The sequence below is a fragment of the Salmonella sp. GDC200615 genome (genome assembly GCF_050574145.1).
Classification (GTDB): Bacteria; Pseudomonadota; Gammaproteobacteria; order Enterobacterales; family Enterobacteriaceae; genus Salmonella; species Salmonella enterica.
In genome coordinates, this window is record NZ_CP192247.1 from 2,792,115 (window position 1) to 2,805,477 (window position 13,363).

General features: G+C 44.1%; 14 protein-coding genes. 9 read left to right on the top strand and 5 right to left on the bottom strand.

The window, feature by feature from the left end; all coding sequences use genetic code 11:
- Positions 1–8: 8 nt before the first annotated feature.
- The 6 genes from impA to ACQ29O_RS13590 all read left to right on the top strand — a co-directional run bounded on the left by impA (position 9) and on the right by ACQ29O_RS13590 (position 4,200).
- Positions 9–1,379, top strand: coding sequence for a type VI secretion system protein impA (gene impA, locus ACQ29O_RS13565; RefSeq protein WP_061710372.1), 1,371 nt, complete (start codon positions 9–11; stop codon positions 1,377–1,379).
- Between the two features lie 15 nt (positions 1,380–1,394).
- Positions 1,395–1,874: an Hcp family type VI secretion system effector gene (locus tag ACQ29O_RS13570; RefSeq protein ID WP_001284963.1), complete on the top strand. Its 480-nt coding sequence runs from the start codon at positions 1,395–1,397 to the stop codon at positions 1,872–1,874.
- A gap of 32 nt (positions 1,875–1,906) precedes the next feature.
- The gene (locus tag ACQ29O_RS13575) at positions 1,907–2,779 is read left to right on the top strand and encodes a LysM peptidoglycan-binding domain-containing protein (protein ID WP_000248211.1); all 873 of its coding nucleotides are present in this window, start codon (positions 1,907–1,909) and stop codon (positions 2,777–2,779) included.
- 135 nt (positions 2,780–2,914) lie between these two features.
- Entirely contained in the window at positions 2,915–3,238 is a 324-nt protein-coding gene (locus ACQ29O_RS13580; protein WP_001698942.1) for a DUF1311 domain-containing protein, read from the top strand.
- A gap of 8 nt (positions 3,239–3,246) precedes the next feature.
- Positions 3,247–3,618 carry a hypothetical protein gene (locus tag ACQ29O_RS13585; protein WP_001227393.1) on the top strand — a complete coding sequence of 124 codons (372 nt, stop codon included), beginning with the start codon at positions 3,247–3,249 and terminating at the stop codon, positions 3,616–3,618.
- A 123-nt stretch (positions 3,619–3,741) separates the two neighbouring features.
- The gene (locus ACQ29O_RS13590) at positions 3,742–4,200 is read left to right on the top strand and encodes a lysozyme inhibitor LprI family protein (protein ID WP_000623372.1); all 459 of its coding nucleotides are present in this window, start codon (positions 3,742–3,744) and stop codon (positions 4,198–4,200) included.
- Positions 4,201–4,800: 600 nt separating this feature from the next.
- Here ACQ29O_RS13590 and ACQ29O_RS13595 read toward each other — a convergent pair.
- Complete coding sequence (locus ACQ29O_RS13595; RefSeq protein WP_000880617.1) at positions 4,801–5,019, bottom strand: hypothetical protein; 219 nt, start codon at positions 5,017–5,019, stop codon at positions 4,801–4,803.
- Between the two features lie 30 nt (positions 5,020–5,049).
- Between ACQ29O_RS13595 and ACQ29O_RS13600 the strand changes: the two genes are divergently transcribed.
- The gene (locus ACQ29O_RS13600) at positions 5,050–5,343 is read left to right on the top strand and encodes a YciI family protein (protein ID WP_000114401.1); all 294 of its coding nucleotides are present in this window, start codon (positions 5,050–5,052) and stop codon (positions 5,341–5,343) included.
- A 166-nt stretch (positions 5,344–5,509) separates the two neighbouring features.
- Here ACQ29O_RS13600 and ACQ29O_RS13605 read toward each other — a convergent pair whose 3' ends face one another.
- From ACQ29O_RS13605 to ACQ29O_RS13620, 4 genes are all read right to left on the bottom strand, one after another.
- Positions 5,510–6,616, bottom strand: a complete 1,107-nt coding sequence (locus ACQ29O_RS13605; protein WP_000988586.1) for a Gfo/Idh/MocA family protein — start codon at positions 6,614–6,616, stop codon at positions 5,510–5,512.
- Positions 6,617–6,626: 10 nt separating this feature from the next.
- Entirely contained in the window at positions 6,627–7,907 is a 1,281-nt protein-coding gene (locus ACQ29O_RS13610) for an MFS transporter (protein ID WP_000560758.1), read from the bottom strand.
- 282 nt (positions 7,908–8,189) lie between these two features.
- Entirely contained in the window at positions 8,190–8,882 is a 693-nt protein-coding gene (locus tag ACQ29O_RS13615) for an oligogalacturonate-specific porin KdgM family protein (RefSeq protein ID WP_000700607.1), read from the bottom strand.
- 45 nt (positions 8,883–8,927) lie between these two features.
- Entirely contained in the window at positions 8,928–10,082 is a 1,155-nt protein-coding gene (locus ACQ29O_RS13620; RefSeq protein WP_000525764.1) for an N-acetylneuraminate epimerase, read from the bottom strand.
- Between the two features lie 505 nt (positions 10,083–10,587).
- Here ACQ29O_RS13620 and ACQ29O_RS13625 point away from each other — a divergent pair.
- Together ACQ29O_RS13625 and ACQ29O_RS13630 are read left to right on the top strand one after the other, a co-directional pair.
- Positions 10,588–11,268 carry an N-acetylmannosamine-6-phosphate 2-epimerase gene (locus ACQ29O_RS13625; RefSeq protein WP_000054241.1) on the top strand — a complete coding sequence of 227 codons (681 nt, stop codon included), beginning with the start codon at positions 10,588–10,590 and terminating at the stop codon, positions 11,266–11,268.
- Between the two features lie 336 nt (positions 11,269–11,604).
- The gene (locus tag ACQ29O_RS13630) at positions 11,605–13,101 is read left to right on the top strand and encodes a sodium:solute symporter (protein ID WP_000628085.1); all 1,497 of its coding nucleotides are present in this window, start codon (positions 11,605–11,607) and stop codon (positions 13,099–13,101) included.
- Positions 13,102–13,363 lie beyond the last annotated feature (262 nt).

Consider the following 13,363-nt stretch of genomic DNA (forward strand, 5'->3'; position numbering starts at 1 on the left):
AAGCTGAAATGAGTCAGGACGCACTCACGCACATTATTGTTACCGGCCAGGATCCGCGCGGCCTGCCGGAGTTCAGCGCCCTGCGGGAAGAGATCAACAAATCGTCTCACCCGTCGCAGCCGGAGCTGAACTGGAAACTGGTGGAATCGCTGGCGCTGGCCATTTTTAAAGCCCATGGCGTGGATCTGCACACGGCCACTTATTACACCCTGGCGCGCACCCGCACGCACGGCCTGGCCGGATTTTGCGAAGGGGTGGAGCTACTGGCGGCCATGATAAGCCACGACTGGGACAAATTCTGGCCGCAGGATGAGTCAGCCCGCACCGGGATGCTTGACTGGCTTAATTCGCGCACCGGCAATATTCTGCGCCAGCAGCTGTCCTTCTCCGGCGCGGACCTGCCGTTGCTGTACCGCACCGAACGGGCGTTACAGTTGATTTGCGACAAACTCCAGCAGGTGGAACTGAAACGCCAGCCGCATGTGGAGAACCTGCTTTATTTTGTGCAGAACACACGTAAGCGGCTTGAGCCGCCGCCGAAAAGCAGCGTGGACATTCCGCCGCAGACCACCGTCAGAACGTTGATCTACGCCCCGGAGAGCACGCAGCCCCTCACGGCGGAAAACCTTCCGCCCCTGCCTGAGTTGCCGGAAATGAAGGTGGAAGTCCACCACGGCGCGGTGGAGGATCCAGAGCCTGTCGCCAGGGCCACGTCAGGCCGGACTATAAAAGGCTTTATGGCCGGTGTCGTCTGCGCTGCGGCTGTCGCAGCCGCACTCTGGTGGTGGCAGGTGTACCCGATGCAACAGCAACTGGCGCAGGTAAGGGACACGGCGCAGGGCGCGGCAATGCTCTGGCTGGCCTCGCCTGAACTGGACAGCTACGGGCAGCGGTTACAACAGCTTCCCGACGCCTCGCCGCTGCAACTGCTGGAGGCGGGGATGCAGATGATGCATACCGCAGACAGCCGCTGGCCGGAGAGTCTGCAACAGCAGCAGGCAACAGCGCAGTGGAATGAAATCCTGAAAACCCGCGCGCAAAGCAGCCCACAAATGCGCGGCTGGCAGCAGGCGCGCCAGAATCTGCGTGACTTTGCTGACCTGATGATGCAGCGGGAAACGGAGAAGCAGGGCTTTACCCTCTCCTATATTAAAACGGTGACCTGGCAGGCGGAACGCCTGCTGAACCAGGAAACGCCGCTGGAGTCCCTGCTGACGCAGTACCAAGATGCCCGCGCTCAGGGACGGAATGCGGAGGTGCTGGAAAAACAAATTAATGAACGGCTGGATGGGGTGTTAAGCCGCTGGCTGTTGCTGAAAAACAATGTAGTGCCGGAAACGGCAACTAAAGCCCCCCCCCCCCCCGAAAATAATAGTTAAATCAAGGAGATTAACATGGCCAATTTAATTTATTTAACACTGAACGGTGAAAAGCAAGGATTGATTTCAGCAGGTTGTTGTTCCCTTGACTCTATCGGTAATAAAGCACAGTTACTGCACCTTGATCATATTATGGTATATGAACTGACACATGGGTTAAGTCGGGATCAAAATGTCAATCATCATTCAGTTACGATAAAAAAACCTGTCGATAAATCATCTCCTTTACTGGGAAAAGCAATTAACGATAATGAAATATTGACCTGCACTTTTGATTTTTATCGAACAAATCGATTTGGTATTAATGAAAAATATTACAAACTGGAATTAAAAAACGCCCGAATTAGTGATATTAATTTCTCGATTGCGCATGTAGTCATTGACAGTGAAGCACAACCTCAGGAAAGTATTTCTTTTATATATGAATCCATAAACTGGGAACACTGTATTGCCGGGACCAGTGCATTCAGTTTATGGGATGAGAGGGTGTTTTAGTAAAAATTTTACAAATGAATGGAGGGTTGCACATGGTAAATCGCACAGCATCGGCACACAAAGGCATCCCAACAACAGAAAATCCGAGGGAAAGACCCCAGGTAAATACCCGGACAACAGGGAAAGGGTCTGGACACCCTCCCAAAAAACTCAGTCCTCTTGATGAGTGGAAGGCTGGCCGGGAAAAAGCGATTGGCAATCCTGACTGGTATATTTATGATAATACAATCAGGAAACTTGTATCTGAGATTAATCGGCATTTATCAACATCTAAAAACATCGAAAAATATAAGCCGCTGGACTGGAAATTGATTAAGGCAATGATATGGACTGAAACAGGTGCGGCGGTAGCGGAGTGGAAAACGAGACCAATACAGATAGGAAACACAGGAGATGAGGGGATCAAAGAAGTGGTTATTCCTGCTCGCCCTAGAAAGTACAACATCATAATTCCGAAAACATGGAACACATATTTAATCAATAAGACAGATCTTATAAGGAGCAATCCAGAATATAACATCCGGGCGGGCATTGCTCTTTTAATGATAAAAATGTCAGAAACAGAAAAAGATAAAATTGTTTATGACAATGAAAATGAAGATACCTATGAAGTTGTTGAGGGTGATCGTGGTTATAGCTCCATAGCCAAGAAAATAGGTACAACACAGAGTGTTCTTACTAAACTGAATGGCGTTAAAGTCATTCACCCCGGAGATAAACTTAAGTATAAGAAAGCGCATCTGGAACAGTATATACCAGGATGGCTTTTATTTACACCTGAAAACATTCAAAAACAATATAATATAGACCCAACAAAAGCACAACCTGGTCATAGAGGGGATCACACCTATGCGGATAAAATCAGATTCACATACGCTCTCATTGTCGCAGATGAGAGTAAATAACGTTTACAAGGAATAATCAATGAACATAAAAAAATTCTATGTCTTTTTCTTATATGTGGTGCAGCCAATGCGCATAACATCGATCCTGCGAAATGCAATAATGAGATACAACAGGATGACGTCTATTGGTGCCTTATGGATAAATACCAACAAAGTGTTATCGCTTTAAAAAAAGAAGAAATTAATGCACAAAAAAGGCTGGAAAGATTCGATAAAAATGAAGGAAAGGAAAGAGGCCTTAATGAAGATGGGACTCTTGCATACGATTCTAACATTCACCTTGCAAGAATAACCTTCCCCGAACTTCATCGTTATTTTATCATTTACAGGGAAAAACAATGCGGCTATGCATCACTTAGTATTGGATCGCTTTCCGGTTATAGGGTTCCAATATCTTCATTATATTGTAAAACCGAGATGAATATTTCACAAATAAAATGGCTTAACGATTATATATAGAGGTTATTATGCGCAAGAAGTTCCTTATTATAATTAATTTCATTATGGCATTTTTTTACTGTAACTATTTATTTGCAGAAAATGTTAACCATATCGTTATTTATGATATGCCGCAAGACTTACGGGATTTTTTTGAAACCGCTGATTCCTGTGAAGGATGGATAAGGGATTTTGATGTTCGTCAAGAAAAATTGACTTATCAGTTTGTAGAGGATTCGATTAAAAGAGACTGCTCAAACATTGAAAATAAATTACTCTCGATGAAAAACAAATACAAGAATAATAAAGATTATTCAGCAAGACTAACGGTCTATGATGATACCATCATAATATATGACGAGTATAAAAAGACGCAAATAAAAAATGAAAGTAATGAGTGATTTTGCGACTATCATTTAATGAGCTAGTGGATGTAGTTATAATGGCGGAGGAGATTCTAAGTATGCAGAAAAATTGCCTTATGTATATGCATTATTTACCTCTGCAACAGGAAATAAAAATCAATGATTAGTATTGCACGGATTTTTATAATATTAGCCACGTTGATATTTAGCTTTTCCTCAATCCATAGTACATATGCAAATAATGTTTATTATCCCAGTAAGAACAACTGTGAATCAGGAGAAGAGGCGGAACTTGTCGACTGCCTGAGAAATGAAGTAATTGAAAGCACTATAACGCTGAGAAAGGCCGAAGAAAATATCAGATTACGTATAAACAAATGGTCTGAAGTCAAAAATGCAGCACTGGATGATGCTATCCCGATTGCACTCTACAGACTGGATAAATCTAATCAAGAGTTTATTCGTTATCGTCTTGCTCAGTGCTCGTTTGCAGAATCATGGGGAAATGGTGTGGGGAGTTTTACTCGCATATATTTCTGTATGGCTGAACTAAACAAACAAAGAGCCGAACAATTGATGCATGCTGATATTCCTAATTATACAGAGGATACGAAATAATCATGACCCGTTTACTGTTATGCTTTTTACTTTTTGTGTGCAACTCATCATATTCACGCGAGGAGCCAGAATATTCAAAAACATATACCCCAGACGAGTATTATTATTTATCTTCTAAAATCCCAAAAGAAGTTCGTCAACTGATAATGAACGTAAATATGGCCCCCCCCTCGCCGCCATATTCAAGAAAGAGCTCGTACAGAAGTACGGGCTTTTTGCTTATATATCCCCCAAACCAAGGGGGGATGAGAACCACCGACCGGGGTTCGACACAAAAACGCCGGGAGCGTTTTTGAACAGAGCTTGCTCTGGCCCCGAAGGGGCGAGGCCCAGGGATGGGCTGAGTAGCGGCGCAGCCAGCTGGACAGACGACGAGCCTGCGAGGAGACTGCCCGAAGGGCGAGCGAAGCGAGTCAATTCCCCCTTACCGGCATCTTCAAAAAAGAGCCTGTACGAAAGTATCAGACGACTGACAAACCTTGATGCCGAAATGCGCTTCGCTTTTCCAACTGCCAAAACCATCGTTCCCGGAGGTTGGGTGGAACGGCGCGTAACCCAACATTCATACCCAATACCGCAATGTTGGGTTTCGGTTTCGCCTCACCCAACGTTGCCACGTCGGATAATGTGTAACCGCACAACAGGTTTGTCATCAAGCTCGGCTTTTTTCGCATATTGCAATTCAGCCAACCTCACATAAAGTTCATCAAGATTACTGGCGGCGTCTCCTGGCGCATAGAAGAACGGCCCACTAATGAAGGTCGTTTCCATAATTCCAGACATTAAAATTTTTCGCGTCTCTGCATAGAGTGCTAGCATAATATCCCCTTTATATTTATGGACAACAAAATGAGTGTGCTTTGTGTGGTTGTCTTAACCTACGTAAAACCATTGCATGAAATTGATGCGCAAATCCCTGCACATGTGGAATGGCTAAAAAAAGGTTATGCCGATGGACTTTTTCTGGCTTCCGGGCGAAAAATTCCGCGCACAGGAGGCGTAATACTTGCAAACTATGATGACGCGGATGTACTGCAAAACTATCTGGCACAAGATCCTTTTCGCTTGTCTGGCGTAGCTAAAGTCGATTTGATTCCTTTTGAACCCACAATGATGGTCACGGAATTAAAAGCGGTCTTATAACCAAAAACAACAAAGCCCGACAGTCGGAGTTCACACCAGAACAACGGGCTTTTTTCATATATGTGACCCGTCCATTGCCGGATGGCGGCACAGTTCACGGGCGCCTTATCCGGTCTACATAAGCGCAGCGCCACCGGCCAATAACACCACCATCCGGCTTTCAATTTTAGCCAAGAATTTCAGTGAGTTTAACTTTGCGCCCCTCGTTTGAGGAAAGCGTCGCAGCATCAGCGGTAGCAATAGCATTTGTCGCCGCTTCTCCCGTTAGCAATTTAGCAAACTCCTCGCTTGGCTCCAGACCGTTTATCACATCATGCAAGTACTGCATCTCCAGTTTCATAATTGATGAGAGCCACATCGGCGTACGTTTACCGGGTTTACCATAAGCGATTGCGCCATCCATCTCGCTGGATATGTTACCGTTGCGACGATCATCATCCTCCGCCTGGCTTTCATGCACAAGAAAGTGTGTTTTTTTGCCCGCTTTTATTAGATAACCAGCCGTGTTTTGCATATCAATGAGAATTGCACCTGTCGTGCCCTCAATTAATACATAGTGCTCAGGGTAGTGGAACGATGATCCCCACTGAAGTGTCGCGAAACGACCGCTTTCAAACTCAAGGGTGATTAGGACAACATCATCTTCATCACCAAATTTTTCACCTTTGTGCGCAACATTCCCCGCCGCCATTGAAACCAGGGATGGGGTTTCATCCATGATGAACAGTGTACAATCTAGCTCGTGAATGTGATGGTACAGATGCCCACCTGACTTTGCGCGAATCTTCTTCCATGAGATCTCATCCTGCACGTCTTCAAAACCATTACGTTTAGTGTGAACTTGTGTAACTTCACCAATTTCACCAGCTTTGATGAGCGCTTTAGCGTGGCGAACCCCGTGAAAAAAGTTCATAACGTGACCCGCCATAAAGGTAACACCAGCTTCTTTGCAGGCATCAACCATATCCTTACAATCCTGGTAATTTAAGGCGATAGGTTTTTCACAAAACACGTGTTTACCCGCTTTAGCCGCCGCAATGACTGGCGCTTTATGTAAGTAATTTGGTGAAGCAATAATTACGCAATCCACATCAGGATGGGAACAAAGCGCCTCCATCGTTGCAGTGGCGACACAGTTCAACTCTTTCGCTATCGGAGCCGCATTTACCGGATCGTAAATCGCAGTGATTTTCGCCCCTTCAACCTTAGACATAAATCGCGCCAGTTCAGCGCCAAAATAACCTGTACCTACAACACCGTATTTCGTCATCATTTATCCTCTATTAAAATTCTTTTGTTGATTGAAAACTTTCACGACGTGCTTTTAGTCTATCCGGAATGGATAGGCCAATAATGAGTAGAATTGTTGCGGTCCAGAAAGCAACAATGAACGTTAGCGCAGCTCCTAGCCCCATTGTTATTCCAAGCCAGGTCGCCGCCATTGAATTGAATGTGCCTGATGTCGCAGCAAGATTATAAATCAGCCCGGTACCCAAACCACGAACCTCAAGAGGAAAGTAGTCGTAGAGAAATTTGGGAACCAACCCGCCAACACCTACGTTAGTCGCCATTAAACCGAATAAACATGCGCCCAGCAGTAAATAATTATCTTGCGGAATTCTGAATAACGGGAAAATGAATAAAAAGGACATGAGAAGACCAATGCTGAACGTTTTCTTCAAACCAATTCTATCTGCGCACAGACCCCAAACGATATTTCCCAATACAGTGCCGAATGCCGCCGCCGTCATTAAATTAGAGACCACGCCCGTATCAAAGCCCTCTCCCGCCAAATATGTAGGCAGTAGACCAAAGATCGGCCAGTTTGCGCCGAAAATAGAGAACAGAACAATAAATACACATAATGTCAGTGGAAATTGAGCTCGATTAAATAGCCCTTTCATTGACAAAGAGAAAACTGACCAGGCACTTTGTGAATGCTTTCCGGGACCACTGAGTTTAGCTTCTTCCCACTCTTTAGATTCAGGAGCCCTGGCCCGGATGTAGATTACTAAAAGAACGGGTAGCAAACCGACAAAAAAAGCAGCACGCCAACCATACGCTTCGGCAAATGACGGCATAAAATAGGCTGCTATGATGTTACCAATACCGAAACCTGAAACCAGAAATGCGCTCGCTTTAGATTTTAAATGCTTTGGCCAACTTTCCACGGCATAAGTAGAAGCGCAAGCATACTCCCCCGCCATCCCCATACCGACAATGAAGCGACTAAGCGTCAGCATAATTACACCGGAAGCCAGGCCACTTAACCCTGTACCTACAGAATAGGCAACTATCGACCACATCATTAACGGCTTACGGCCAAATTTGTCTGCCAGCAGACCAAATAGCGCCCCGCCAAATGGTCGCCCAATAAAGGCCGCTGTGGCAAGGAATGCGCCCTCCATATCTGTCAATCCTAAGTCAGCCTTGATCAGATACATAATGTAGAAAATCAGCATAAAGTCGAAGCCATCAAAAACGTAACCCAGCCATGCTGAAAATAAAGCATTTTTTTGTGGACGTGTTATCTCGCTATACCACGGGAAGAATTTTGCTATCACAATAAAACCCTTATTTGCTGTTACCGTCTGAAATGCTTACGGAATTAATTTTTAAGTCATATCAATTGCCGAATAAGACACTATCAATCGGCACTTTCCGACAACCGCCTGAGATCGTAGCTATGTAAGGCGTATATTCATTGTTTATCATCCTTATTCGTAGCTACGTTAAGGACGTGAATACTCAAGACAAAGTCTAACGTTCTGTAACGTAGCTACGGGCTATAAGATTATCGATATGAATACTAAGCAAAGATTAGTACAGTAACTCTTTAACCTTTCTCAAAAGTGGTATTGTAATCCAACGCGATAACGGGTCTGTCTCTCATCGGTATTATTTCTCACCGCTACATTTCCGACCTCAACGTATGGTGTAAATGACTTATTCAGTTTCCAGGCTAAAGCCACATTATGTTCATAGTTTGTTTTTTTGTTATCAAATTTAATTTGATCGCTATCCATCCAGGTAAAGTTATATTCTAATTTCAACTCATCAAAAACATAACCTATATAAGTATCAAATCTATTCGTTTTCTCATCATCACTATAGTTAGCTGTCTTCCTTGCATAGTCATAACGGTAACGACCAGCCATATAAACACCAGAATCAAAATTATATTGCCCCCTTAAATAAGGCTTATAAATTGAAGTGTCTGGACCGCTTTCAAATATAAATCCAGGCTGCAAAGCAAAATTGTCCGTAACTTTATAATTATAACTTACGCCCAGTTCTATAGCGTTTGCGACGAGATCGCTTAAATGCTTATCCTGCTCACCATCTACTCCTCCCGATTTAACGCTGGCATCGACATAAAAACCAATGCCGTTAGGAAGCTTTTCAATTATAGCAATACGGTCTTTATTAATTCTGGTTCTATCAGCATATTCATGCCGATAATCAAGGGTTGCCGCTTGTAGATATGATGAAAATGCTATAAACGAAACCATACCCAGAAGATATTTGTTGATTTTCATAAAATACTCCGCTCATCAATTAACTTTATTTTTGTATTTAAAAAATTATTTTATTAATAAATTACCATCACGCATGGTAAAGGAGGTTACAGACGAAACAGGTTTCCCTTTAGCATTTTCACCACCAATAAGGAAAACTTCATCACCATAACTTACTGATACACCATAGCCGAGAGGTTGTTTCATTTTACCCATATATTGCCAATGGCCATTAACCAAACCATAGACTTCATCTCGCCATTTTTTATTTATTCCTTCGTGGGAATAAAACTTTCCATTGGTATAATTTTGTTTTGCTCCCGGAAAATTCGCGCCACCACCGACAAGCAGGACACCGTGACTATAGCCCGAAAATGCTCCGGCCAACCCTTCTTGCTGTTGTTCTCCAGGCGATGGCGGTAACTGGCTGTTCTTCAACCATGTTAGCTTATCGTTATCCCACATGGCGCGGTAAATCACATCGGTACGTAAACCCGGTTTGAGCTCACCATTAATCAGCATCAGGAAATTATTTTCCATTACCGATGACGATCCTGCCGTCCCCGCGCCTGGCAGCTCACCGGCATTCTTCCATGTGTTCTCTTTAGCATTGTAGATAAATACGATTTTATTAAAAAAATAATCTTTGGCAGGTTTATTAAAATAATTATAGATGACTTTATTTTTTTCACTTTCATCCGCAGCTTCTATATCAATAAAATACTTATCAAAGATATGCTCATTAACCCCTCCGGTAATAAGTACCATCGTTTCGTTTAATTTTACTCCCGTATGCCCTGTTAATCCAACTGGAGATATAGTGTCAACTTTTTGCCATGTATTTTTCACCGGTGAGTATTTGTACACATCGCTATAAACCTGCAACGGTGATTCACTGTTTTTTTTCCCTACGCCACCAAAAACATAAAGCTCATCATTTAAAAATACCGACACTGATTGCTCACGAGCTCCACCAGGAAACGACTTTATACGCTCCCAGTCTTTATGTTGCTTTTTAAGATCAATTTTATACCAGGATGTCCCTGCGGTACCTAAGCCGACATAAATCACGCCATTATTATCAATAGCGCCAGTACCATTTTTCAGTGGTTCTGGTATATCAGGAAGCGTCGTTGCATATCCTGATGTGGTGATAGCGACTGATAAACATAGCGCCATTAGCGTCATCATTTTCTTAAAATTTTTCATCTGCATCCCCATGCGAAGAAATACAATTGGAGTAAAGCTTCATCATTAGTGATCTTATGGTGCACAATTTCAACAATGATAATGACAAAATGTGACCAAGCGCTAAAAATAATTACATGAGGTTATCATGTGCGAGGTAAAAGCACACCATGGTGATGTTAGAAGTGATTATGGGTGACCTGTTATGGTCAAACTCATTAGTGATAGCATTCGAATAAATACAACAAGAATTATGTGATGCATTTCATACTGGCTATCCCGTGGCGTATAAGCTCCTTCTGAGCATTTTATCTTTATGCCGGAAGCAGCTAATAAAATACAGCATGCTGCCGTCAGAGTGAATTGTATTTGTCTTGTAGCTTCAGGTTATAGCCTCAAATCCGCTGGCGCAGTAATTGAATAACAAACATACCTTATGACTGTGTTCACATTTTTCTATCTTTTTGCTTGATGCAGCAACACTCCACAACATAATATAAAACGGAGCAAAACTTCAAAATATATAAGGCGGAACTGGATGTCACTATTAGCCAGGCTGGAACAAAGTGTACACGAAAACGGTGGGCTGATTGTCTCATGCCAACCGGTACCAGGCAGCCCTATGGATAAACCTGAAATTGTGGCTGCAATGGCACAGGCAGCGGCTTCGGCGGGTGCGGTCGCTGTGCGCATTGAAGGCATTGAGAATCTGCGGGCTGTTCGTCCCCATCTTTCTGTTCCTATTATTGGGATAATTAAACGTGACCTTACAGGGTCGCCAGTCCGTATCACTCCCTATTTACAGGATGTTGACGCCCTGGCGCAGGCAGGTGCCGATATTATCGCTTTTGATGCCTCATTCCGCTCTCGCCCGGTTGATATTGATAGTTTACTGACACGTATTCGCCTGCATGGATTACTGGCGATGGCAGACTGTTCAACCGTGAATGAAGGCATAAGTTGCCATCAGAAAGGAATCGAATTCATTGGTACAACACTGTCTGGCTATACCGGCCCCATCACGCCGGTTGAGCCAGATTTGGCAATGGTGACACAACTGAGCCATGCAGGTTGTCGTGTTATTGCCGAGGGGCGCTATAACACGCCTGCACTGGCGGCCAATGCTATTGAGCATGGTGCCTGGGCAGTTACCGTTGGTTCCGCTATCACCCGTATCGAGCATATCTGTCAGTGGTTCAGTCACGCAGTAAAACGCTGAACAGGAAAAGAAAATGAACACGCTTACTATTGATATGTATGTCTCAGAGAATAATCCGACGTTAATAATGCTATCGGCAAATACGATCCCCAGGCCTGAAGCCTGTTTGAACGCAATATCGGATATCTGCTATTTCAGGTATCCGGCAGGACATACGTCTGGGCATCACCATTGGTGGAGCATAAATGCTCTGCCTTTTACATCTCATGATTACCGTCATTGAGAGTAACAAAAACTATTACTTGATCTGAATATCGTATCGTCTGAATGATGGGAAGATAAAAATACACAGACGATGACCGCAACTCTACTCAAAACCATAAGCAGGAAAGAACTATGATTACACATTCTTTCGGCATCGTTAACTATCTTGTATTATTTGGCTACCTCCTGGCCATGATGTTAGTCGGTGTCTATTTTTCCAGACGGCAAAAAACAGCAGACGATTATTTTCGCGGTGGTGGCCGGGTTCCTGGTTGGGCGGCTGGGGTCAGTGTATTTGCTACTACGTTAAGCTCAATTACATTTATGTCAATTCCTGCCAAAGCGTTTACTTCCGACTGGACGTTTATCATTGGTCAGTATCTGGCTATCGCAATTTTACCGCTGGTTTTTTATTTCTATATTCCGTTTTTTCGGAAATTGAAAGTCACATCAGCCTATGAATATCTCGAAGCACGGTTCGATGTGCGCTGCCGTCTATTCGCCAGCATGTCATTTATGTTGTTTCATATCGGACGTATCGCCATTATCACTTTCCTCACCGTGCTGGCCTTGCGCCCCTTCATCGCTATAGACCCGGTGATTTTGGTACTGTTGATTAGCGTGATGTGTATCATTTATACTTGGATGGGTGGAATTGAAGGAGTAATATGGACTGATGTTATTCAAGGCCTCTTACTTTCTGGCAGCGCGATACTGATTTTTATAGTGATATGTCTCAAAGTCCAGGGCGGCATTGGTGAAATTTTTACGGTGACGCAGCAGGCGGATAAATTCTTTCCGGCTACGCAGTTCCACTGGAGCTGGACGGAAAGCACAGTACCTGTATTGATGATTGGTTTTCTGTTTGCCAATATTCAGCAATTTACTGCCAGTCAGGATGTGGTCCAACGCTATATCGTGACTGACTCCATAGAGGAAACGAAGAAAACATTACTTACAAATGCCAAACTGGTTGCTGTGATCCCTGTTTTCTTTTTTGCTATCGGCTCGGCATTGTTTGTCTACTATCAGCAACATCCACAATTATTACCGGCGGGATTCAACACTGGCGGCATTTTGCCCTTATTCGTGGTCACCGAAATGCCAGTCGGCATTGCAGGGTTGATAATCGCCGCTATTTTCGCTGCTGCGCAGTCCAGTATCTCCAGCAGCTTAAACAGCATTTCCAGTTGTTTTAATTCCGATATCTATCAGCGTTTGAGTCATAAAAAAAGAACGCCTGAAAACCGTATGAAAATAGCTAAGTTAGTTATTCTGGTCGCGGGCCTGATAAGTAGCGCGGCCTCAGTATGGCTGGTCATGGCCGATGAATCAGAAATCTGGGATGCATTTAATAGTCTGATAGGTCTGATGGGAGGGCCAATGACCGGTCTGTTCATGCTGGGCATTTTCTTTAAACGAGCAAATGCCGGGAGTGCGGTTTTAGGAATTATTATCAGCGTCATTACCGTGCTGGGCGCACGCTATGCCACTGACCTTAACTTCTTCTTTTATGGGGTCATTGGCTCGCTAAGCGTGGTGATCAGCGGCGTTATTTTCGCCCCGTTATTTGCCCCGGCACCGCCATTGACGCTGGATGAAAAACCTGAGCCAAAGGTGACATTATGATTTCATGATACCACGCTATACCGACACAGCACACGGTGACGCCAACGCGCGGGGCGACAATACCGGGCCAGATATAAACCATCCGTCAGATGGCGCGCTATAAACACCGTAAGAGCAAACAGATTACTCTCCAGTGATGTTCTGTCATAAGTTGGCAACGCGATGTAAATATTCCCCCTCCTTTACTTACATCGCGCTTTTTTTCATGCCGCAGACTTGATAGGCTCTGCTCTGTTCGATATTGCAGGCTTTGTGCCGCAAT